The 22,184-nt window shown below is 73.2% G+C and carries 17 protein-coding genes and 1 pseudogene; 10 read left to right on the forward strand and 8 right to left on the reverse strand.

Annotated features, from left to right (window positions below; genetic code table 11):
• Positions 1-6: 6 nt before the first annotated feature.
• The gene (locus ACZ3I4_RS19380) at positions 7-1,956 is read right to left on the reverse strand and encodes a vWA domain-containing protein (protein ID WP_465383323.1); all 1,950 of its coding nucleotides are present in this window, start codon (positions 1,954-1,956) and stop codon (positions 7-9) included.
• A gap of 1 nt (position 1,957) precedes the next feature.
• Positions 1,958-3,376 carry a sigma 54-interacting transcriptional regulator gene (locus ACZ3I4_RS19385; protein ID WP_465383324.1) on the reverse strand — a complete coding sequence of 473 codons (1,419 nt, stop codon included), beginning with the start codon at positions 3,374-3,376 and terminating at the stop codon, positions 1,958-1,960.
• 124 nt (positions 3,377-3,500) lie between these two features.
• Between ACZ3I4_RS19385 and ACZ3I4_RS19390 the strand changes: the two genes are divergently transcribed.
• From ACZ3I4_RS19390 to ACZ3I4_RS19400, 3 genes and pseudogenes are all read left to right on the forward strand, one after another.
• Positions 3,501-4,412 carry a GNAT family N-acetyltransferase gene (locus ACZ3I4_RS19390; protein ID WP_465383325.1) on the forward strand — a complete coding sequence of 304 codons (912 nt, stop codon included), beginning with the start codon at positions 3,501-3,503 and terminating at the stop codon, positions 4,410-4,412.
• A gap of 43 nt (positions 4,413-4,455) precedes the next feature.
• Complete coding sequence (locus tag ACZ3I4_RS19395; protein ID WP_465383326.1) at positions 4,456-5,277, forward strand: PhzF family phenazine biosynthesis protein; 822 nt, start codon at positions 4,456-4,458, stop codon at positions 5,275-5,277.
• A 12-nt stretch (positions 5,278-5,289) separates the two neighbouring features.
• Positions 5,290-6,923, forward strand: a pseudogene (locus ACZ3I4_RS19400) (ABC-F family ATP-binding cassette domain-containing protein).
• Here the strand turns inward: ACZ3I4_RS19400 and ACZ3I4_RS19405 are convergent.
• Positions 6,920-7,768 carry a hypothetical protein gene (locus ACZ3I4_RS19405; protein WP_465383327.1) on the reverse strand — a complete coding sequence of 283 codons (849 nt, stop codon included), beginning with the start codon at positions 7,766-7,768 and terminating at the stop codon, positions 6,920-6,922. The pseudogene ACZ3I4_RS19400 and the gene ACZ3I4_RS19405 overlap by 4 nt on opposite strands.
• Before the next feature lie 90 nt (positions 7,769-7,858).
• On the opposite strand from ACZ3I4_RS19405, the gene ACZ3I4_RS19410 reads away from it, so the two are divergent.
• Positions 7,859-9,169, forward strand: a complete 1,311-nt coding sequence (locus ACZ3I4_RS19410; protein ID WP_465383328.1) for a neutral zinc metallopeptidase — start codon at positions 7,859-7,861, stop codon at positions 9,167-9,169.
• Here the strand turns inward: ACZ3I4_RS19410 and ACZ3I4_RS19415 are convergent, their stop codons facing one another.
• The 3 genes from ACZ3I4_RS19415 to ACZ3I4_RS19425 form a co-directional block, all read right to left on the reverse strand.
• On the reverse strand, positions 9,170-9,943 hold the full coding sequence (locus tag ACZ3I4_RS19415; protein WP_465383329.1) for an N-formylglutamate amidohydrolase: 774 nt from the start codon (positions 9,941-9,943) through the stop codon (positions 9,170-9,172).
• 5 nt (positions 9,944-9,948) lie between these two features.
• Positions 9,949-10,959, reverse strand: coding sequence for a glutamine synthetase (glnII, locus tag ACZ3I4_RS19420; protein WP_465383330.1), 1,011 nt, complete (start codon positions 10,957-10,959; stop codon positions 9,949-9,951).
• 153 nt (positions 10,960-11,112) lie between these two features.
• Positions 11,113-11,622 (reverse strand): DUF4142 domain-containing protein, encoded by a 510-nt coding sequence (locus ACZ3I4_RS19425; protein WP_465383331.1) that lies wholly within the window; start codon positions 11,620-11,622, stop codon positions 11,113-11,115.
• Between the two features lie 71 nt (positions 11,623-11,693).
• Between ACZ3I4_RS19425 and ACZ3I4_RS19430 the strand changes: the two genes are divergently transcribed.
• The 4 genes from ACZ3I4_RS19430 to ACZ3I4_RS19445 all read left to right on the forward strand — a co-directional run bounded on the left by ACZ3I4_RS19430 (position 11,694) and on the right by ACZ3I4_RS19445 (position 16,369).
• Positions 11,694-12,734: an LLM class flavin-dependent oxidoreductase gene (locus ACZ3I4_RS19430; protein ID WP_465383332.1), complete on the forward strand. Its 1,041-nt coding sequence runs from the start codon at positions 11,694-11,696 to the stop codon at positions 12,732-12,734.
• 10 nt (positions 12,735-12,744) lie between these two features.
• Positions 12,745-13,395: a chemotaxis protein CheB gene (locus ACZ3I4_RS19435; protein WP_465383333.1), complete on the forward strand. Its 651-nt coding sequence runs from the start codon at positions 12,745-12,747 to the stop codon at positions 13,393-13,395.
• A 72-nt stretch (positions 13,396-13,467) separates the two neighbouring features.
• A complete protein-coding gene (locus ACZ3I4_RS19440; protein WP_465383334.1) occupies positions 13,468-15,918 on the forward strand; it encodes an Hsp70 family protein in 2,451 nt (816 codons plus the stop codon).
• A gap of 7 nt (positions 15,919-15,925) precedes the next feature.
• Complete coding sequence (locus tag ACZ3I4_RS19445) at positions 15,926-16,369, forward strand: GNAT family N-acetyltransferase (RefSeq protein ID WP_465383335.1); 444 nt, start codon at positions 15,926-15,928, stop codon at positions 16,367-16,369.
• A 10-nt stretch (positions 16,370-16,379) separates the two neighbouring features.
• On the opposite strand, the gene ACZ3I4_RS19450 is transcribed toward ACZ3I4_RS19445, so the two are convergent.
• Positions 16,380-17,108 (reverse strand): SMI1/KNR4 family protein, encoded by a 729-nt coding sequence (locus ACZ3I4_RS19450; protein ID WP_465383336.1) that lies wholly within the window; start codon positions 17,106-17,108, stop codon positions 16,380-16,382.
• Between the two features lie 84 nt (positions 17,109-17,192).
• Between ACZ3I4_RS19450 and ACZ3I4_RS19455 the strand changes: the two genes are divergently transcribed.
• Complete coding sequence (locus tag ACZ3I4_RS19455; protein WP_465383337.1) at positions 17,193-18,215, forward strand: sialidase family protein; 1,023 nt, start codon at positions 17,193-17,195, stop codon at positions 18,213-18,215.
• Positions 18,216-18,340: 125 nt separating this feature from the next.
• Entirely contained in the window at positions 18,341-19,438 is a 1,098-nt protein-coding gene (locus ACZ3I4_RS19460) for a methyl-accepting chemotaxis protein (protein WP_465383338.1), read from the forward strand.
• On the opposite strand, the gene ACZ3I4_RS19465 is transcribed toward ACZ3I4_RS19460, so the two are convergent.
• Entirely contained in the window at positions 19,439-22,144 is a 2,706-nt protein-coding gene (locus tag ACZ3I4_RS19465) for a CHAT domain-containing protein (RefSeq protein WP_465383339.1), read from the reverse strand. It lies immediately after the preceding gene.
• Between the last annotated feature and the right edge of the window lie 40 nt (positions 22,145-22,184).

Genomic DNA, 22,184 nt, shown 5'->3' on the forward strand with positions numbered 1-22,184 from the left:
GACTGATCAGCGCCCGCGCCGGGCCCGCACGTAGTCGTCGACCACATAGCGTCCGAGCTCGTCGGCGTCGGGACTGAAGACCCGGCCGCCGTTGCGCTCGGCCACCTTGGCCACGAACCGCTGCAGACCGGGGTCCTCGCCCAGCATGAAGAAGTTGAGCGTGGCCCCGAACCGGGTCAGGTGATCGACCTCGTGGACGGTGGCGCGGATGGTTTCCGGCAGCGGTGGCCACCAGAACATCGCCTCGCCGTCCTCCAGATGCGCCGTGGGCTCGCCGTCGGTCACGACCAGCACCACCGGCTCGGCCCCCGGATGCCGCCGCAGGTGCCGGCCAGCCAGGTTGAGGGCGTGCTGCAGGTTCGTGCCCTTTTCCATGGACGGCTCGATCGCGGCCAGCTGACCCTGCGACAACGTCGACGCGTACGGGCCGAAGCCGATGATCTGCAGCGAGTCTTGCGGGAACTGGGTCTCGACCAGATGCGACAGCGCGAGCGCGGTCTGCTTCATCGGGCCCCAGCGGCCGTCGGCGAACATCGAATACGACAGGTCGACCAGCAGCGCGACCGCCGCCGACGCCCGCCTCTCGGTCTCGGCCACCTCGAAGTCGTCGGGCTCCAGGCGTACGGGAAGGACACCCACCCCGTTACCCCCGGCCCGGCGCCGGACCGCGTTGCCGATCGTGCGGACCACGTCGAGCGGCTGCTCGTCGCCGAACTCCCAGCGCCGCGACGACCCGATCAGGTCCCCCGCGGCCCCGGCGTCACGCAGGTCGTGCTGCCCCTGCTTGCGCCCGGAAAGATCGTCGAAGACCTGGGCCAGAGCCGTACGCCCGAGCCGGCGCAGCGCCTTCGGCGAGAGGGTCAGACCCTCGGTGTCACGCGTCACCCAGCCCTGCCGGGTCAGCTCTCGTTCCAGTTCCCGCAGCCGCCGTACGTCGTCGGCCGCGCCCCGGCCCAGCTGACGCTCGACCATCTCGACGTCCACGTCGTCGAGCGTGGCCCCCGGATGTTCCTGCCCGAGCTGGTCGAGCAGCTCGTCCAGGTCGCCGATCTCGCCCAGGGCCGAGGCCGCGTCGCCGTAGCCGAGGTCGTTCGGGCCCTTCATCCGTTCGCCGCGTCCCCAGTTGAGCTGGGGCCGCAACGCGCGCAGATTGTCGGTGAGCTGCCCGAGCTGACCCCGCAGCGGGCCGTCGCCCAGGGCCTGGTCCATGAGCCGGGACAGCTCCTCCTGCTGCTGCGGGCTGAGCGAGCGCATGAGCCGCTCGGCCGCCGCGGCCCGCCGGGCCAGGGAGTCGATCAGCTCCTCGACGTCCTTGGGGTTCTCCGGGAAGAACTGGCCGTGCTTGTCCATGAACTGCTGGAACGCGTCGTCGGTGTCCTCGCCCCGGGCGTGCTTGGTGAGCAGGTCGTTGAGGTCGGACACCATCTCGTTGACGCCGTCGAAGTCGCCCTGTTCGAGGGCCTGCTTCATGCCCGCGAACCGCTGCTCGACCACCTCGCGCCGCAGCCCGTCGAGGATCTGCTCGTAGAGCTGCCGGGCCTCGGCGGACGCCCAGTTGTAGTCGGACAACTCCTCGACCGCCCGCGACGTGGAACGCGGCAGGTTGTCGAGCACCGCCTCGGCGAAGCGGGAATCGTCGTCGTCGCGGCGGTGCAACTCGTCGCGTTCGGTCGCCACGGCCTGGTCGAGCAGCTGCTGGGCCCGGGTGACCGCGCCGTCGAGGTTGCCCCGGCGCAGCGCCTCCCGCCGCATGCGGCGGGCCCGGTCGCGCAGCTCGTCGAGCCCGCGACCGGCCCGGGGGCCGCGCCGGATCAGGTCACGCAGCACGTCGCGCAGGTTGTCGCCCTCGAGGACACGCTCGCCGACCTCGTCGACGGCGGCGCGCACGTCGTACGGCGGGGCGAGCGGGTCGGGCCCGTCCCGCCACACGCCGTACCGAAACCGGTTGCCGGCCATGTCAGCTCCCGTACAGGGTGCGGCCGTCGTCGGTCAGCTCCTTGGCCAGCCGTCTGGTCAGGTGCAGCCCCTCGAGCACGAACTCGATGCCGGACGCGGCCTGCCCCGGGCTCGGCGCGTCACCGAGACCGAGCCGGTCGAGCACCTTGGCCAGGCCCGGCACGGTGCCGATCTGACCCAGCAGCTCGTCCGCGCTGACCAGGTCGCCGGTCTCGATGATGGCGCCCTCGGAGACCAGGTCGGTGAAGCCGGACAGGTCGAGCCCGCCCAGCCGGTCGCGGAACGTCTCGGCGGTGGCGACCCGCAGCAGGTGGCTCAGCACCTCGGTCTCGCGGCCCTCCTCGCCGCTCTCGAACTCGACCTTCCCTCGCAAGGTCGAGGTCACCGACACGGTGTCGCAGATGCGGGCCACGGCCTCGCGTTCCTGCCGCAGACCACTGCGGCGCAGCGCGGACGCGGCCACCGTCTCGGCGGCGGCGATCGCGAACCGGGCCGAGATGCCCGAACGGGCGTCGACCGACGGCGACTCGCGGACCGCCCGGGTGTATCGGGCCAGCACGTCGAGCAGGTGCTCGGGCACGGCCGCGACCAGGTCGGCCTCCTGGCGGATCAGCTCGGTCTCGAGCGCCAGGTCGACCGGGTAGTGCGTGCGGATCTCGGCGCCGAACCGGTCCTTGAGCGGCGTGATGATGCGGCCGCGGTTGGTGTAGTCCTCCGGGTTGGCCGAGGCCACCAGCAGCAGGTCGAGCGGCAGCCGCAGCTGGTAGCCGCGGACCTGGATGTCGCGTTCCTCGAGCACGTTGAGCAGCGACACCTGGATGCGCTCGGCCAGGTCGGGCAGCTCGTTGACGGCGAAGATGCCCCGGTTGGTCCGGGGAACCAGGCCGAAGTGAATCGTGTCGGGGTCGCCCAGCGCGCGCCCCTCGGCCACCTTGATCGGGTCGACGTCGCCGATGAGGTCGCCGACGCTGGTGTCCGGGGTGGCGAGTTTCTCGCCGTAGCGCTCGGAACGGTGGAGCCACGAGATCGGCAGCAGGTCACCGGTCTCGGCGACCAGCCTGCGGCTGGCCGGGGTCAGCGGCTGATAGGGGTGTTCGTGCAGCTCGGAGCCGGTGATGACCGGCGTCCACTCGTCGAGCAGGCCGATCAGCCCGCGGATGAGCCGGGTCTTGCCCTGGCCGCGCTCACCGAGCAGGACCATGTCGTGGCCCGCCAGCAGCGCCCGCTCGACCTCGGGCAGGACGGTGTCGTCGTAGCCCACGATGCCCGGGAAGCGCGGGCCGCCGTCGCGGAGGCGGGCGAGCAGATTGTCGCGCAGTTCCTGCTTGACGGTCTTGAACTCGTGGCCCGCGGACCGGAGCTCGCCGAGGGTGCGCGGAAGGTCGGATGGGGGTGTGATCGCGGTTGGTGCGTCTGTCACCGAAAGAACGCTACTCCGCCGTTGTGACAAGCGACCGCCCCTCGCGCCCGGAGCGGCTCCGGGAAAGCAGTTCGGGGCGGCAATATCGGTTGTCGGCCAGCCGGAGCGGTGCCAGTGTCACGGCGTGCACACGGGTCTGTTCTGCGACATCGATCTGGCCGCGCGTATCGAGCGCCTCGAGGCCGGCCTCATCGCCCGCGGCAGCGACGCCGCCCGCCGCCGCGGCGCCGATCCGCGCGGGTTCGCCCGGCCCCTGGCCGGCGGGGTGGCGAGCTTCGCCGAGGCCGGCTCGCCGCTGAACAAGGTGGCCGGTCTCGGCTTCGCCGGCGTCCCGGCGGCCGCCGACCTCGACACGATCGAGCGAGACTTCGCGACCTGCGGCAGCCCGGTCCAGGCCGAGGTGGCCACGCTCGCCGACCCGGCGATCGGTGAGGTGCTGACCGGGCGGGGCTATCGGCTCGTGTCGTTCGAGAACGTCCTCGGTTGCCGGCCGGGCCCCGTGGCCGTAGCCGGGGCGGCCGGAGTCGAGGTCCGGCTGGCCACAGCGGCTTCCGGAGTCGAGGTGCGGCGGGCCACGGCGGCTTCCGGAGTCGAGGTGCGGCGGGCCACGGCGGACGAGTTCGGCCGGTGGCTGGACCTGGTCGCCGACGCGTTCGCCGTCGCGGACAGCCAGGGCGTCGCCTCGCACGAGGAATTCCCCCGCGAGACGGTGGTCAACGCCATGCGCGACATGGCCGCGGCCGGGCTGCGGCACTACCTCGCGCTGCGCGACGGCGTCCCGGCCGGCGGCGCCAGCATGCACGTGGTGGACGGAGTGGCCCAGCTGACCGGCGCGGCGACCCGGCCCGAGCACCGCCGCCGCGGCGTCCAGTCGGCGCTGCTCTCGGCCCGGCTGGCCGACGCGGCCGACGAGGGCTGCGACCTCGCCGTCGTCACCACCCAGCCCGGCTCCCGATCCCAGCAGAACGTGCAGAAGCAGGGTTTCGACCTGCTCTACGCCCGCGCCGTCCTGGTCAAGCCGGAACATGCGGTGTGAAACACACTGGCGTCCGTGCAGGTGGGGCGGCAATGTTGCCGGCATGGCGACCATTGAGCGATACGCGGCCTTCACCGAGGATCCCCTCGGCGGCAACCCGGCCGGAGTGGTGCGCGACGCCGCCGGGCTCGACGAGGCGGCGATGTTGAATATCGCGGCCGGCCTCGGCTACTCGGAGACCGCGTTCCTCACCGAGGACAAGGGCGGCGGCCACTACCGGGTGCGCTACTTCAGCCCGCTCGCGGAGGTGCCGTTCTGCGGGCACGCCACGGTCGCCACCGCGGTCGCGCTCGGGCCGGGCGATCACCAGTTCACCACCAACGCCGGTGAGGTGCCCGTGACCGTCGACGAGCACGGGCGGGCGACCCTCACGAGCGTGCCGCCGACGATCGGCGACCTGCCCGCGCCGGCCCTGAAGGCGCTGCTCACGGCGCTGCGCTGGGACGAGGAAGACCTCGACCCGGCCTTTGCGCCGCGGGTGGCGTACGCGGGGGCGCACCACCCGGTCCTGGCCGCGCGGACGCGGCAGCGGCTGGCCGAGCTCGACTACGACTTCGGGGCGCTCCAGGCGCTGATGCTGGCGCAGGAGTGGACGACCATTCAGCTGATCTTCCGGACCGGTCCGGCGGCGTTCGACGTCCGCAACCCGTTTCCGGTCGGCGGCGTGGTCGAGGACCCGGCGACCGGGGCCGCGGCGGCCGCGCTGGGTGGCTATCTGCGGGCGCTCGGGATCGTCGGCGAGGACGCCACCGTCGAGCTGCGGCAGGGTGACGACCTGGGCCGGCCCAGCCGGCTCACCGTCGCGTTGCGGGCGGGCGACCCGCGGGTGCGGGTCAGCGGCAACGCGGTGCCGATGACCGCCTAGACTCGGGGCCCGATGAGCGCCACTCTGATTGCCCGTGATCTCGCCGCCGGGCACGGCGACCGCGTCCTGTTCTCCGGCCTCGACCTGGTCGTCGCGCCGGGCGACGTCATCGGCCTGGTCGGTGTGAACGGGGCGGGCAAGACGACCCTGCTGCGGACGCTGGCCGGTCTCGTGCCGGCCGACAGCGGAACCGTCTCGCTCAGCCCGCCCAGCGCGAACGTCGGCTATCTGCCGCAGGAACGCGAGCGCCGCGAGGGCGAGACCGTGCGCGACTTCCTGGCCCGCCGCACCGGCGTCGGTCCGGCGCAGGCCGCCCTCGACACCGCGACCGAGCGGCTGACCGAGGGGGCGAAGGGCGCCGACGACGAGTACGCGACGGCGCTCGAACGCTGGCTCGACCTGGGCGGCGCCGACCTCGACGAGCGGGCCGGGCAGGTGGCGGCCGAGCTGGGCCTGGCCGTCGGGCTCGACCACCCGATGACCGCGCTCTCCGGCGGGCAGGCGGCCCGGGCGGGCATGGCGTCGCTGCTGCTGAGCCGGTACGACGTGTTCCTGCTGGACGAGCCGACCAACGACCTCGACCTGGACGGGCTGCGCCGCCTCGAGGAGTTCGTCGGCAGGCTGCGGGCGGGCGCGCTGCTGGTCAGCCACGACCGCGAGTTCCTCACCCGTACGGTCACCAAGGTCCTCGAACTCGATCTGGCCCAGCAGCAGGTCAACCTGTTCGGCGGCGGCTACGCGTCCTATCTGGAGGAGCGCGACCGGGCTCGCCGGCAGGCCCGGGAGAACTTCGAGGAGTACGCCGACAAGAAGGACGACCTGCTCGATCGGGCCCGCACGCAGCGCGCCTGGATGGAGAAGGGCGTCAAGAACGCGCGCCGCAAGTCGCCCGACAACGACAAGATCGGCAAGGCGTACCGGGCCGAGTCGAGCGAGAAGCAGGCGGCCAAGGCCCGTCAGACCGAAAGATGATCGAGCGCCTGGAGGTGGTGGACGAGCCGCGCAAGGAGTGGGAGCTGCGGATGGAGATCGCCGCCGCGCCGCGCTCGGGCTCGGTCGTGGCGACCCTGCGCGAGGCGGTCGTGCGGCGCGGGGACTTCCAGCTCGGACCGGTCACGCTGCAGATCGACTGGGCCGATCGGGTGGCGATCACCGGCGTCAACGGCTCCGGCAAGTCCACCCTGCTCGCGGCCCTGCTCCAGCGGTTGCCGCTCGACGAGGGCTCGGCCCATCTCGGTTCCGGCGTGGTGGTGGGCGAGATCGACCAGGCGCGCGGGCTGTTCCTCGGCGGCCAGCCCCTGATGGCGGCGTTCGGCGAGGCGGTTCCCGAGCTCAGCGACGCCGACGTGCGGACGCTGCTGGCGAAGTTCGGGCTGCGCTCCGCGCACGTGCCCCGGCCGGCGGCGAGCCTGTCACCGGGCGAGCGCACCCGCGCGGCCCTGGCGCTGCTGCAGGCCCGCGGCGTCAACCTGCTGGTGCTCGACGAGCCCACCAACCACCTCGACCTGGTCGCCATCGAGCAGCTGGAATCGGCCCTGAGCTCGTACGCGGGAACGCTTCTGCTGGTCACCCACGATCGGCGGATGCTGGAGGCGGTCACCACCACGAGGCATCTGGAAGTCGCCGACGGCAAGGTCACCGGTTAGGGCGTGTCGTCGAGCAGGATCGTCGCGCGGACGCCGGTCAGGCCGACCGCGGGCCACGACACCACCAGGTCGAGGATGTCGCCGGCCGGGCGGGGCAGGGCGAACTCGGCGGCCGCGTAGGAATCGCTCGCCTCACCCTCGTACGGGTCGAGGTGCACGGCCTGCTGGTCGCGCAGCACGGCGACCGTGGCGCCCCACGGACCGTAGGTGTCGATCGGCAACGCAATGCGGGTGTGACTGTGCACGGCCATCGACAGCGTGCCGTCGACGTCGGTGAGGCGGGACAGCACGACCACGCCGTCCTGGTCGCGGGCCAGCACCCGGGGCCGGGCACACACCCGGCCGGTCTCGATGCGCGGGGCGTCGAGAACGGCGTCGCCGAGCAGATGGCGTACGCCCGCGGGAACCGGTGCCATGTAGACCGGCGCCTCCCAGACCGACGCGCAGTCCCGCTCGACCTCCTCGCGACCGGGCACCGGCAGCACGGCCGTGAACTCGGGGAAGCCGATCTCGGGCCAGGCCAGCACGAGGCGCAGCTCGTCGTAGTGGGCCGGGAACCTGGTCCGGGTGCGCCACACCTCGTCGTCCCACGCGACGGCGCCGTACTCCCAGTGCGCGCGGCCCGCGGCGTCGAGCCAGCCCACCCGCAGATCCACCCCTTCGTCGTACGGGGGAAGCAGGTTTCTCGGTGAGCGGGGGCCGGGAACGCCGCGCCGAGCGATCAGCTCGACCTCCAGACCGGACGGACGTGACGTCATCTGGACCACGCCGACACTCAGCGAGGGGTCACGAATCAGCAGCCCACCGCGGTGCGCGGGCACTCCCATGATCTCCTCGGGGCCCATGCGCCCACGGTAGCCCCATATTCATCTGCTTTAGAACGCGTGGACCGGGGAACCTACCCTGAACCCGGCCACCTTGAAGAGGAGAAGCCGATGCCGTCGAAGCGTCTGTACCTGGTGGCTGTGATCGCCGTGGCCGGGTTGCTCGGTGGGTGCGGCCTCGTCCCGCTCGAGGAACAACAGGGGCAGCAGCGGCGCGGGAGCACCGGCGACTCGGTCACCCCGGCCCTGCGCGATGTGGAGCGTTTCTGGACGGCCCGGTTCGGTGAGGTGTCCGGCGGCGAGAAGTTCACGCCGGTGCAGGGCGGCTACTACCCGTACTCGCAGGCCGATCCGCCGCCGTCGTGCGGGGGCCAGCAGGCATCGTACGAGCCGAACGCCTTTTACTGCCCGCCCGACGACTTCATCGCCTGGGACGCCCAGGAACTCATCCCGCAGCTCGAGAACGACTACGGCCCGCTGCTGGTCGGGGTGGTCATCGCCCACGAGTACGGGCACGCCATCCAGACCCGCCTGGGCACCGGCAACCAGCCCACCGTCGTGCTCGAGCAGCAGGCCGACTGCTACGCCGGGGCGTGGATGGCCGACGTGCTGGCCGGCAAGTCCACCGCGTTCAAGAACGTGACGCCCGCGCAGCTCGACGACGCCGTCGCGGGCGTGCTGACCCTGCGGGACCAGCCGGGCACACCGGCGCTGGCCGAGGGCGCCCACGGCAACGCGTTCGACCGCATCCGGGCGCTGCAGGACGGCGTCGAGGAGGGTGTGACCACCTGCGCCGGATACAACCGGCAGAACCTGCCGGTCACCGAGGTGCCGTTCACCACCCGCGAAGACGCCGAGAGCGGCGGCAACCTCGACTACGACCAGGCGGTGTCGCTGCTCGCCGACGACGCCCAGGCGTACTGGCAGCGCACCTATCCCCGGCTGGCCGGCGCGCGGTGGGCCGATCTGCCCATCCAGCCGTTCCGCGCCGGCAGCCCGCCGGAGTGCCCGAAGCCGGACGCCTCGGCCGAGGGCCGCGCGTTCTACTGCCCCGACGGCGACTTCGTGGCCTTCGACAGCACCGAGCTGGGCCCGGCGCTGCACAAACGGATCGGCGACTTCGCGCTCGGCATGCTGATGGGCGACCTGTTCGCCCGGGCCGCGCAGGACCGCCGGGGTCAGCCGACCCGCACCGAGCAGGGCCAGCTGACCGTCGACTGCCTGGCCGGCTCGTGGACCAACGACCTGCTGACCCGCGACCGGAACAGCCGCGTCAGCCTCTCCCCCGGCGACCTCGACGAGGCGGTGCAGGCGTTGCTCGCGTTCGGCCGGGCCGGCGAGGGTGAGGGCCCGACCGCGTTCGGCCGCATCGCCGCCTACCGCGAAGGCACGCTCAAGGGCCTCGCCGCCTGCACCGACTGATCAGAGCGCGGCGGTCAGGGCGGCCAGCGCCTCGGCCACGTCGCCCAGGCCCTCGTGGGGGTCGCCGCCGGGCTCGGTCATGTACGTGTCCCGGCGGATCTCCACCATCAGGGCCGACACCGCGGTGTTCCGGCCGTAGTGGGTGAGCGGGATGTAGGCGCCGGCGAACGGGGTGTTGACCGCCGTCTCGAAGCCCGCGAACGCGCTTCCGGCCGCGGTCAGCAGCGAGGACGGGGTGTGGAACTCGTCGGCGCCCAGGCAGATCGGCGGGCGGGGGCCGTCGCCGTGCAGCTCGTACGGGAGGGTGACCGTGGGATACGAGTGGACGTCGACGATGACGGCGCGGCCCGTGGCGGCCAGCCGCTCGGTCACCAGATCCGACATGCCTTTCGCGTACGGGTCGAAGTGCTCGCGGATCAGCTCGGCGTCGCGTACGGGATCGTCGTCGCGCAGCCGCCGGCCCGCATAGCCGTGCGTGTAGACCGCCCCCATGCCGGCCGCGCGCATCTCCTCCCGCTCGTCGGGGAAGCGCTCGGGGTCCACGACCAGGCGCGACAGCCCGTTGGCGAGGATCCACGGGCGTACGGGGGACGTGTCGGCCGCCCGCAGCGCGATGAGGTCCGTGTGCGAGTCGGTCAGGTGGTCCAGCTCGTCTTTCAGCGCGGCGTCGTCGAGGAGCAGGCCGGCCCGGGCCCGCTCGGTGAGCTCCCGCGACGCGTGCGGCACGTGGAGGATCACCGGCGAGCCCGGGTCGCCGGGCAGAACATGGAACATCGCAGTTACTCGGCGAGGGCCGAGCACACCGTGTTGACGATCAGGCGGGTCACGACGTACGGGTCGCAGTTGGCGTTGGGCCGTCGGTCCTCGATGTAGCCCTTGCCGTCCTTCTCGACCTGCCACGGGATCCGCACCGAGGCGCCCCGGTCGGAGACGCCGTAGCTGTACTTGCTCCACGGCGCGGTCTCGTGCATGCCGGTCAGGCGGTGCTCGATGTCGGCGCCGTAGCCCGCGACGTGCTCCTCGACCTTGCCCTCGGCGCCCATCGACTCGGCCGCCGTGATGATCGCCTCGTAGTTGCCGCGCATCGCGTTGGTGGAGAAGTTGGTGTGCGCGCCCGCGCCGTTCCAGTCACCCTTGACCGGCTTGGGGTCGAGGGTGGCCGAGACGTTGTAGTCCTCGGCGATCCGGTAGAGCAGCCACCGGGCGATCCACAGCTCGTCGGCCACCTGCGGGGCGGCCACCGGTCCGATCTGGAACTCCCACTGGCCGGGCATGACCTCGGCGTTGATGCCGGACAGGTGCAGGCCGGCCTCGAGGCAGAGGTCCATGTGGGCTTCGACGATCGCGCGGCCGAAGACCTCGTCCGAGCCGACGCCGCAGTAGTAACCGCCCTGCGGGGCCGGGTAGCCGCCGCCGATCGGGAAGCCGAGCGGGCGGCCGTCCTTGAAGAACGTGTATTCCTGCTCGATGCCGAAGATGGGCTCCTGGTCGGCGAACTTGGCCGCGACCTCGGCGCACGCCGCGCGCGTGTTGGTCGGGTGCGGGGTGCCGTCGATCAGCAGGACCTCGCACAGCACCAGCATGTTCTTGCCACCACGAACCGGGTCGGGGCAGGAGAAGACCGGCTTGAGCACGCAGTCGGACTTGTCGCCGGGCGCCTGGTTGGTGCTGGAGCCGTCGAAGCCCCAGATCGGCAGGTCCGCGCCGTCCTCGACGATCTTGGTCTTGGAGCGCAGCTTGGCGGTCGGCTGCGTGCCGTCGACCCAGATGTATTCAGCCTTGAACGGCAAAGCGATCTCCTTGCGGTGGCGACGTTCGGACCTGAAGCAGGCTACCGACGGTTGACCTGCAGGAACGACGCCGAACGGTGAGAGGATCAACACGCTCCGCGTTAACACAGGAGTAACAGTGGCGTGTCGCCGCCCCGGAGATCCCGCGCTGTCTTACCGGTGGCCGCCGTAACCGACCCCGTCGAGGGCCTGGTGGTGCGAGGCGATGACCGGGACGGCGGCCGCGGCGACCTCGCGGACCCGGGCGTCGTCGCCGGAGGTGGCTTCCTGGCGGGCGGCCGCGAGAGCCTTCTTGTGCCCGGCCATCTGGGTCGAGACGTAGAGCGGGTCGAACAGGCTGGGCGGCGTGACCTCGTACCGGGCCGCGATCGCCTGTTGCTTCTTGTTCGGCTGGTCGGGCAGGCGCACCTGCAGCTGGGCGGCCACCCGGATCACGGCGGCGTCCATGGCCGTGTGCTCGCGGACGAACCGGGCGGCCACGGCCCGGACGTCGGCGTCGGGCGACTTGCGTTCGGCGATCCGGCCGCCGGCGATCTCGGCGAGGTTGCTCTGGTGGGCGGCGCGCAGGTACGCGGCGTCCCGGCCGGCCACGTCGGCCAGGGCGGCGGGGCCGGGCAGCAGTGCGCCCACGAGCGCGGCGGCGGCTACGGTGGAACGGAACATTTGGTGCCTCCTTCACATATCGGATACCGATTACCCGGGCCACGGTCCGATATGCGTACGGAATACGCGGTGTGACCGACGGGGTTGGGGTGGTCGTGAAAAAGAAGATCGGGTTCTTGTCGTTCGGGCACTGGCGAGACGCCTCCGGGTCGCAGACGCGCACCGCGGCCGGCTCCCTGCTGCAGACCATCGAGCTGGCCGAGGCCGCGGAGGAGCTGGGCGTCGACGGCGCGTACGTCCGCGTGCACCACTTCGAGCGCCAGCTGGCCTCCCCGTTCCCGCTGCTGGCGGCGATCGGCGCGCGCACCCGGAAGATCGAGATCGGCACCGGGGTCATCGACATGCGGTACGAGAACCCGCTCTACATGGCCGAGGAGGCCGCGGCGGCCGACCTGATCAGCGGCGGGCGGCTGCAGCTGGGCGTGAGCCGGGGATCCCCCGAGACGGTGCTGCGCGGCGCCGAGACGTTCGGCTACGCGCCGCCGGAGGGGATGACCGCGGCCGATCTGGCCCGCTCGAAGACCGAAGTCTTCCTGCAGGCGATCTCGGGGCACGTCGTGGCCCGCACCGACCCGGCCCGCACCGGTGTCAGCGGCGGCCTGGCGATCCAGCCGCAGTCGCCCGGTCTGCGCGACCGCATCTGGTGGGGCGCGGGCACCCGGGCGACGGCCGAGTGGGCGGCCGGCCTGGGCGTCAACCTGCAGAGCTCGACGCTGCTGTCCGAGGACACCGGCGTGCCGTTCGACGAGTTGCAGGCCGAGCAGATCGCGCTGTTCCGCGAGTCGTGGAAGGCGGCCGGGCACAGCCGGGAGCCGCGCGTGTCGGTGTCGCGCAGCGTGCTTCCGATCACCGAGGAGATCGACCGGATCTACTTCGGAGGCCAGGACCAGGGCGACCAGGTCGGGTTGCTCGAAGGGGTGAGGTCGCGCTTCGGGCGCACCTACACCGGTGAGCCCGACCGGATCGCCGAGGAGCTGGCGGCCGACGAGGCGGTGCGCTCGGCCGACACCGTTCTGTTCACCGTGCCCAATCAGCTCGGCGTCGCCTACAACGCCCGCATCCTCGAGACGATCACCAAGCACGTCGCGCCCGCCATCGGCTGGACAGCGTAAACTTGCCGGGGTGACGGGTTCCGGCGCCGACGAGCTCACCGCGATGGAACCGATCGCGGTCGCGCTGCCCTCGGCCGACGCCTTTCCGGTGCCGTTCCCGGTGGTGGCCCTGGTCGCCTCGGCGGGCGGCGTGCTGGCCCTGGCCCACATCCTGACGTCCCTCCCGCCCGATCTGCCGGCCGCCGTGCTCGTGGCCCTGCACCAGGATCCGAGGCGGGACAGCTCGCTCGGGCCGATCCTGGCCCGCACCAGCCGCCTGCCGATCGAGGTGGCCGGCAACAACACGTTGATGCGGCCCGGGCTCGTGCTCGTCATCCCGCCCGCCTACCACCTGCTGGTCACCTCGGAGGCGCGGGTCGGGCTGATCGCGACCGGGGCGATCCCGCCCGCCCGGCCCTCGGCCGACCTGATGCTCTCGACGCTCGCGGTCACCTGCGGCGCCCGCGCGCTGGCCGTCATCCTCACCGGGATGGGCCACGACGGTCAGGCCGGCGTGCGGGCCGTGGCCCACTGCGGCGGCACGATCATCGCCCAGGACGCGGCCTCCTCGGACTTCCCGTCGATGCCGTCCGCGGCGGTCACGACGGGCAGCGTTCAGCAGATCCTGCCGCTCGACGCCATCCCCGAGGCCATCGTCAAGCACGTCTCCGCCGACCGATAGACGCGGGACTGTCCGCTTCGGCCGGTCTTGTGGCGCTCCGCAACGGCGTGATCACGTGGCACTATGCCAGGCATGACGGTGTCGGCGCGGGCCTGGCGGGTCGGGATCAGCTTCGGATCCGCGTCCACGGTGGCGATGCTGCGCGCGCCGGGCGCGCAACCACGGCCGATCCTGGCCGGCGGTTCCCCGCGCATGCCGTCGTCGGCCGACCCGGTTTATCCCGGCCCCCGCGACCCGTTGCGGGCGGGCTCGATGCCGCAGCACCTGGCGCGGATCGCCCACGACGTCCGGCGGGCCGCGGGCGCCGGGTTCGTCGAGACCACCGTCGGCTGCCCGCCCGAGTGGGACGACACGCGGCGCGGCGCCCTGGCCGAGGCCGTCACCCGAGCCGGGCTGAGCGGGGTCGAGGTGGTGAGCGAGACCCTCGCGGCCGCCGCCTGCCTGACCGGCGCCGACGACGACGCGGTGCCGCCCGGCGGTTTGCTGCTCGTGTTCGACGCCGGCGCCAGCAGCTGCGACTCCGGCCTGCTGCGCCGCACGCCGGACGGCTTCGAGACGGTGGCGTTCGAGACCGTCGAGAACTCCGGCGGCATCCGCTTCGACACCGACCTGGTCGAGTTCATCGGCGCGCGCATCGCCACCGCCGACCGGGCGGTCTGGCAGCGCCTCAAGGATCCGCTCACGCCCGTCGACCGGGCCGCCCGCCTGCTGCTGTGGGAGCAGGTGCGCGCGCTCAAGCACCGGCTGTCCGAGGACACCGAGTCGACGCTGACCGTGCCGCTGGCCGGCACGGATCTCACCGTCACGCGCGAGGAGTTCGAGACGCTGGCCCGCCCGGTGCTCGATCGGGCCCTGCGCGCGACCCGTGACGTCCTCGGCCCGGCCGGCGTCTCCGCGGTCTTACTGGTCGGCGGGTCGAGCCGGATCCCGCTGATCGGCCGGCTGCTCACCGAGGTCACCGGCCACGAGCCGATCACCGTCAAGGATCCCGACCTCGTGGTGGCCGAGGGCTGCACCCTGCTGGCCCGCCGGGAGGCGCCGCTGATCGACGACGACGTGCAGTTCACCGTCTACCGACCGAGGCGCCTGCCGCCCAACCGGTGGGAGTCGATGCTCGTGTTCGCGCACAAGTCGGACCCGGTCGTCGATCCGGTCGCCGGCCCGATCGACCCGGTTCGCGAGGTCCACGCCCGGGCCCAGCGCTTCTTCGGCGGCGATCAGGACCCTTCCCCCCGTACGGCCGACGCCCACCAGCCGCTGGCCCGCGGCGCCCGCCTCCGGGTCGTGCCCGAACTGCCCGGAGTGGAATGCAACCCGCCCGAACATGTCCTGGACTGGCAGGAACCCGTGCACGAGATGGCGTTCCGGCTGCGGGTCTCGCCGACCGCGCCCGAGGTCGTCCGCGGCTTCGTCCGCGTCTGGTGCGGTCCGATCGTCATCGGCGAGGTGTCGCTCGCCCTCCCGGTCGCCCTGGGCGACGTGCCGGTCGAGCGCACCCCCGAGCCGATCCGCCGCTACCGCAAGATCTTCCCGTCCTATTCGAGCCGCGACCGGGCCATGGTCGAGGAGTTCGCGGTCGCCGCCCGCGCGCTCGGCGATCAATATCTGCAGGACGTCGTGACGTTACGGTCCGGTGAGGAGTGGAGTCCCCGCCTGCTCGAACTGATCGAGGAGGCCGACGTCTTCCAGCTGTTCTGGTCGAGCAGCTCCATGGTCTCGGAGTACTGCCGCGCGGAATGGGAATGCGCGCTGGGCCTGCGACGGCCGTCGTTCGTCCGGCCGCTCTACTGGGAGGACCCGCTTCCGCAGGCGCCCCATCTCGGGTTGCCGCCGGCCGAACTGCGCCGCCTGCACTTCGCGAGAGTGCCCGTCGCCGTGGCCGCGCCGGATCCTCCCCCGCCGCCACCCCCGTCCACATTGCCCGAGCCGGCGCCCGCTGTCCCGGGCGCTCCGGCCTGGAGCCCGCCTCCCCCGGTGGCTCCGCGGTCATCGGCGCCGGCCCCGCCCGCCCGGGTGGCCTGCCTGCGGGTGACGGCGGCCGACGGCGAGCCGGCCCTGTTCGCCCTGCCCCGGCAGCGTGCGACGGTCATCGGCACCGCGGTCAATTCCGACCTGCGGCTCACCGACTCGTACGCGAGCCGCCGCCACGCCGAGATCACCCCGTCCGGGGCCCGGTTCCTGGTCGACGATCTGGGCAGCACCAACGGCACGACCCTCAACGGCCGCCGGGTCAACGGGCGCGAGCCGCTGCGTGCCGGCGACGTGATCGGGATCGGCCGGACCCGCCTCGAGTTCACCGAACCGGCCGGCGAGGTTCCGCCGTTCGCCGCGCCCGGGGGCGTCCGGATGCGCCCGGGCGACGCCCCGCGGGTCTCGGCCGGGCTCATCGCGACCGGCGCGGGACTCGCGGTCGCCGGCATCGGATGGTGGCTCCTGTCCCCGTACGCGGGAACGGTTGTCGGCTCGGGCGCCCTCCTCGCCGGGCTGGTCCTGCTGGCGAGCGGATTCCGGCGGAGGGCATGATCGGGCCATGGATGTGCGCCTCGCCTCGGGATCGGACGCTTCCCTCGTACGGGAGATGGTGGAGAACGCCTTCGCCCACTACATCCCGCGGATCGGCCGGAGACCGCGGCCGATGGATGCCGACTACGACGCGGTCGTGGCGTCCGGCCGCTGCTGGGTGGCCGTCGACGACGGCGAGATCGTCGGCATGGTGCGGCTCGAGAGAGAGGGCGGCCACCTGGAGATCGAGACCGTGGCCGTCTCTCCGCACGCGCAGGGCCGGGGAGTCGGCGGGCGGCTGCTCGCCTTCGCCGAGCAGCAGGCTCGGGAGCTCGGGCTGCCCGAGGTCCGGCTGTGCACCAACGAGAAGATGACCGAGAACATCGCCTTCTACCCGCGGCGCGGCTACCGGGAGACCCACCGCCAGGTCGAGGAGGGGTTCAGCCGGGTGTTCTTCGCCAAGCGGCTTTAGCTGGTGCCCCTCAGTCGCTGCCGAAATCGATGGCGAACGTGCCCGCCTCGATCCGGGTCAGGAGCTCGCCGACGTCCTCCGCCTGCCGGAACGTCGTCTCCCAGCCCTCGCTGGCGAAATCGGCCAGCATGATCGGCGCCGGGTCCTGGCGCAGGTCGAGCACCAGCTGCTCGCGCGACCCGTCACCCCCGATGATCGCGATGCCCGGGTGGGTCGCCACCGTGTCGCGCCAGGCGTCGTGCAGCTCGATCATCTCGCGCGGCGAGTGCAGCGAGACGTAGGTGCCGCTCTTCTCCAGCCAGCCGCTGTGCAGCCACGAATCGCCCTGCAGGTATTCGCGCCAGGCGGCGGGCAGCGGCCGGCCCAGCACGGCCTCGGCCTCAGCGAACTCGTCGTCGCCGACCGGGCCGCGGAAATCGGCCTCCTCGGTGATCGCGCCGGTCAGGTGTTCGAGCGCCTCGCCGCGACCCAAGAACGACCGCTCCACCTGCACCCGGGTCACGTAGCCGACGCCCTCGGCGGGCACCAGCGACTCGCGGACGATCTTGGTGGCCTCGTCCCGCCCGACCAGCGGGCGGTCCACGGGCGAAGACGGCCAGGACCGCCAGCCGGACCCGGCCACGAGGTCGAGTTCGGCCTGACTTGTGGGACGCCAGAGCGTGACAGTGTCGATGCCGCCGACCATACCGGCGAATCGGGCGATTGTTCGCGAAAGCGAGGGGTTTTTCGGCGTGGTCATCCGGAATCGGCCGACCCGGGGTCGGCCGACCGGCCCGCGCCGGGGTTAGATGGACCCCCGAACCGATATCGGAGGGGGTACAGCGTGCCGACGCCGTTCACCGTGGCACGAGCCGAAGCGGGTCAGCTGGCCCATTTTCCCGATGTGGTGCGGCTGCTCGACGGCCGCCTGCTGGCCACCTATCGGGAAGGGGCGGGCCACGTCCGGTCCGACGGCCGGATCAGCCTGGTCGAAAGCACGGACGGCGGCGAGACGTGGTCGTCGCCGTGGGTGGCGGTCGACGGCGAGTTCGACGACCGCGATCCGAAGCTGGCCCGGCTGGCCGACGGCACCGTGCTGCTCAGCTACTTCGTCATCGACTGGAACACGACGCCGCTGCACACCACGCACGGCACGTTCGTGCACCGCAGCACCGACGGCGGCCGGACGTGGAGCGAGCCGATACCGGTCGGCACCGCCATGATCGACGAGGGTGGCCGGTTCACCCCGGCCGTGCCGACCTGGGCGGCGTCGCACGGCGGGGCGGCCGAGCTGCCCAACGGCGACGTGCTTCTCCCCCTGTACGGTCGTCTCCCCGGCGAGAAGTGGCAGCGCGCGACGGTGGTGCGCAGCACGGACGGCGGTCGCAGCTGGCCCGCCTCGTCCGAGGTGCTGCTGGGCGCCGGCCCCGACGTGCACTTCCAGGAGCCCACGCTGACCGTGCTGGACGACGGCGACGTGGTCGCGCTGATCCGCACCACGGCCGACCGGGCCTGGATGTGCCGCTCGTCCGACGGCGGCCACACGTGGAGCGAGGCCCAGCCGACCGACATGCCCGCGTCCTCGCACCACGCGCTGCCGCTGAGCACCGGGGAGGTCCTGGTCACGTACGGGGATCTCTCGAAGCGTTTCTCCGAGCACCGCGACACGGTGGGGCGGCTGGTGCGTGACCCGGCCAAGTCGTGGGACGGCTACCCCGACGTGCAGCTCTACGACTCGGGACACCCCGACCAGGCCAACCCGTCGAGTGTCGAGGTCGAGCCGGGGCGGTTCCTCACGCTGAGCTTCGACGTCCGGGAGGCGACGGTGGTGGGCGTCTTCACGACGGCCGCCGACTATCCGGCCTGAGCCGGGACGGGCCGACCCCTCAACTGCGGACGCGCGGGACCGATTCTGGGGGCCAATCGCCGACCGTCGAACAGGAGTCCCGTGCCGTGACTGTGCTTTGGGTCCTTGTCGCCTTGGCTGTGGCCGTGGGAGCGCATGCGCTCGGCTCGGCCCGCCGCGGGCGGCGGGACCGGCGCGAACTGGACGAGATACGCACCGAGCTGGCCACGCTGACCGAGGAACGGCAGGGTGAGATCGACCAGCTGCGCACCGAACGCGAGCACCGGCTGCTCGACGCCCAGCAGGAGCAGCGCAAGAACAGCCATCGGCTGCGCCGGCGGGCCCGCGAGGCGATCGACGAGTCCGGCGCGGTGATCACCGAGCGGCTGCAGGCCGTGGTCGAGCAGGTCGGCGCGGCCCGCGAGGCCGCCACCGCGACGCACGGCCGGGTCGCGGAGACCAGCGAGGCGGCCGCGGTGATGGTGCACCGGGCCCGCTCGGCCGACGAGGCCGCGACCAAGCTGAACACCAGCCTGCACCAGGTGGCCGGGATCGCCGGGGTGATCGGCGAGATCGCGTCGCAGACCCGGATGCTGGCCCTGAACGCCACCATCGAGGCGGCCCGGGCGGGCGCGGCCGGCAAGGGCTTCGCCGTCGTCGCCGACGAGGTGAAGAAGCTGGCCGGCACCACGGCCGAGTCGACCGAGCAGATCGCGGCGACGATCGCGGCTCTGGAGGCCGACGTCGCGCAGATGGGCGGCACGCTGTCCGCGATCGTCGGCGGCGTCGCCGAGATCGAGAGCGCGATGGGCCAGCTCGGGGGCATCGCCGACGACCAGCACCAGATCGTCGAACGGCTCAACAGCACGGTCGGCGCGACGATGGAGCAGATCCAGGACCTGTCCGAGGTCGCCGACCGCCTCGAGCGCCGACGCAACGAACGGATGGCCGCGGCCGGGCCGCTGACCGTGCGGGTGGCCGGCCGGGCCGCGGTGGACGGGGAGCTGATCGACCTGAGCTCGGACGGCCTGGGCTGCCTGCTGCCGCGCAACGCGGCCGTGTCGGTCGGCGACCGGGTCACCGTCCACGTGTCGTTGTCCGGTTCGACGTTCGAGGTCAGCGGCGACGTCGTCCGGCGGGCCGACCGCACGGACGGGCGCGAGCTGGGCCTGCGGCTGACGTCGGTCGCCGCGGCGGCCCAGAGGCAGATCGAGGCGTACGTGACCGCGGCCCTCGCGGCCTGATCAGGAGCCCCCGAAACACACGAACCCGGTGCCCGCGGCCGCCCCGGCCAGGGCCCGGGCCGGGGTGTCGCCGGCACTGAGCGACCGGTGGAAACGCACCATGACGGCGCGGGCGTCCTCGTCGGCGACGCGGGCCACGCTGGCCACGACGGTCGCCGTGCCCGCGGCGAGCAGGGCGGAAGCCATCCCGAACGACTCGTCGCCCGGCCGCACCTCGCTCAGCCCGAGCTCACAGCTCGACAGCACCACGAGCCGGGGCGGCCGGGCCAGGCGTTGCAGGTCGTAGCCGAGCACCGGACCACCGGCCAGCTCGAGCGCCGAGAACAGCGCGTTCTCGGCCTCGTGCCGCCCGTGCGCCGCCAGGTGGGCCAGCCCGGCTCCGTCGAGCGCCCGCAGCGTGGCCGCCGGGCCGGCGCGGTCACCGGTGAGCACGATCGCCTCCGGGTGCAGCGCGGCGATCTCGCCGACCTCGTCGGCGCCGCGACGGTTGCCCGGCCCGGCGATCAGCGCGACCGGGCCGCTCACCGGCCCGCCCGGTCCCTCGACACGACGCCCGGCCGGTCCTTCGACAAGGCGTCCGCCTGATCCTTCGGCGCGGCGCCCGGCCGGCTCTTCGGCACCCCGCCCGGCCGATCCTTCGGCACCGCGACCGGCCAACTCTTCGGCGCGGTGCCCGGCCGATCCTTCGGCACCGCGACCGGCCGATTCTTCGGCGCGGTGCCCGGCCGATCCGCTGACACCGCGCCGGGCCAGCCAGGCCGTGGCCGACGGTGTGACGGTGACCGGCCGCCCGGAACAGCTCGGCAGCAGCGCCCACGGCGCCGTCATCAGCACCCCGGTCGGCACCACCACCAGGTCGCGCAAGCCGATCAGCTCGGCGATCGGGTCGAGCACGGCGGCCTGCAGCGCCCCGGCGTCGCGGCGGGTGGCGCCGGCGACCGCGACGGCCAGCCGTTCCGGCAGCGCACGCCCGGCCGCGGTGTCGAGGTCGGCCCGCAGCCGCAGCACCGCCTCCTCGATCGGCGCCCACTCCCCCAGCCCGGCCACGACGGCGCGGTCCCGGGTCACGACGAGCGCTTTCAGATCGAGACCGGTGCGCACGTACGCCACCAGGGCCGCCCCGCCGAGCCCGGCCCGAACCGCCGCGAGCGACGCCACCTTGTTCCCGCCCGGGCCGCCGCCCCGCACCGACCACGCACTCTCACGGACGAGTCGCTCGAGTTCCTCGGCCCGCCCGCGCAAGGAACCCGCGCGTGCTGCCGCGGCCGGGACTTCCGGGCGTTCCAGCTCGGCCGCCCGCAGCGCGAACCGGGTCTGCCGCAGATCCTCGAGCGCGGCCGCCACCGCGGGGTCGTCGGGCGGCCGCACCGGGGGCAGAAGCAACGCCTGCGCCCGGGCCCGCTCCGACCAGCGGTGGACGCCGGCCGGTGAACCGTTCTCCAGCGCCGCCGCCAGGCCCGCCGCGGCCAGGTCGTGCCCGTGCGCGGACGCCCCGGTCTGCAGATCGAGGCATCCGAACCGGGCTCGGTGCCGGTGCAGCGCGGCCATCCCGGCGCCCAGTTCCCGGTCGGCCTCCGCGGGCCGCCCGGCGGCGCGGGCCAGCTCGGCCCGGGCGAGCCGCCACAGCAGCCGCGTATCGAGCCGATCGTGCCGGCCGGGCCGTCCATACCGCGCGAGAAGACCTCCCGCAGTCACCACGGCCGCGCGGCCACGATCAGGCGGTCCGCACGCGCGGTCACCATCGGCCGGCCCAGCGTCGGCGCTGTCGGTGGCAGGCAGCCTCGTGGCCGGAGCCGCCGCGTCCGCGATCAGGGAACGCACCGCGGTCAGGGCGGCCACGCGGGCGTCCTCGGTGAGTCCGAGCCGCCGCAGTTCGACCGCGAGCCGCTGCGCCCGCGCAGCGACCGCCCTCGACCGGGGCGCGGCTCGCAGACCCAGCAAGGCCGCCAGCGCGGCGCGCCGCGGGTTGCCCCGCCGGACGAAGACCGCGCGGGCCTCCGCGGCCCATTCCGCGGCCGCGGCGGGACGGCCGGCCAGCAGCGCCGCCTCGGCCCGGACGTGCAGGGCCTCGGCGACGGTGTTGTCCTGGGCCTGCGAGCGGGCCTGGGCCACGGCGAAGGCCAGCTCGCGGTCGGCCGCCTGGAACAGCCCGGCGGCGACCAGCGCCCGGGCCCGCTCGACGGCCAGGGTCGGCAACCGGCCCGGCACCACCCGCGAGTACGTGACCCGCGACGCCGCGAACGACCCCAGCGCGGCCGGCAGGTCGCCCCGGACCACGTCCAGGCAGGCCAGGTTGACCTCCAGGAAGGCGATCCCGGGCTCGATGCCGTGGCGGCGGCACAGGCGCAGAGCGCGGGTCATGTCGTCGCGGGCCGGAGCGACCCGGCCCGAGTCCAGGTGCAGCATGCCGCGGTTGTTGAGCGCCTTGGCCAGGTCGAGCGGCTCGGACAGGCCGGCGATCGCCCGGTCGAACCACGGCATCGCCAGGTCGGCCCGGCCGTTGCGGTTGAACAGGGCGGCCCGCTGGGCGTGCAGCACCGGGCGGCCCTCGGGCGGGGTCAGCGGTTCGGCCTCGTCGAGCAGCCGGTGGCCCAGCTCGACGTGGCCCCGCTCGGCCTCGGCCCAGGCCAGCGTGACCAGCACCCGCCCGCGCGCGGCCGGGTCGCCGGCGCCGGTCAGCCGCAGGGCGGCGCGCAGCCGGCGCACGGCCAGGGCGGGGCGGCCGTCGTCGCTGGCCGCCAGGCCC

Source organism: Actinoplanes sp. NPDC021490 (assembly GCF_055562135.1).

Excerpts from the sequence above, each read along its gene's own strand:
- ACZ3I4_RS19380 (WP_465383323.1), bottom strand. The coding sequence starts at position 1,956 with ATGGCCGGCAACCGGTTTCGGTACGGCGTGTGGCGGGACGGGCCCGAC.
- ACZ3I4_RS19395 (WP_465383326.1), top strand. The coding sequence starts at position 4,456 with ATGGCGACCATTGAGCGATACGCGGCCTTCACCGAGGATCCCCTCGGC.
- ACZ3I4_RS19405 (WP_465383327.1), bottom strand. The coding sequence starts at position 7,768 with ATGGGCCCCGAGGAGATCATGGGAGTGCCCGCGCACCGCGGTGGGCTG.
- ACZ3I4_RS19410 (WP_465383328.1), top strand. The coding sequence starts at position 7,859 with ATGCCGTCGAAGCGTCTGTACCTGGTGGCTGTGATCGCCGTGGCCGGG.
- ACZ3I4_RS19415 (WP_465383329.1), bottom strand. The coding sequence starts at position 9,943 with ATGTTCCATGTTCTGCCCGGCGACCCGGGCTCGCCGGTGATCCTCCAC.
- ACZ3I4_RS19425 (WP_465383331.1), bottom strand. The coding sequence starts at position 11,622 with ATGTTCCGTTCCACCGTAGCCGCCGCCGCGCTCGTGGGCGCACTGCTG.
- ACZ3I4_RS19440 (WP_465383334.1), top strand. The coding sequence starts at position 13,468 with ATGACGGTGTCGGCGCGGGCCTGGCGGGTCGGGATCAGCTTCGGATCC.
- ACZ3I4_RS19445 (WP_465383335.1), top strand. The coding sequence starts at position 15,926 with ATGGATGTGCGCCTCGCCTCGGGATCGGACGCTTCCCTCGTACGGGAG.
- ACZ3I4_RS19450 (WP_465383336.1), bottom strand. The coding sequence starts at position 17,108 with ATGACCACGCCGAAAAACCCCTCGCTTTCGCGAACAATCGCCCGATTC.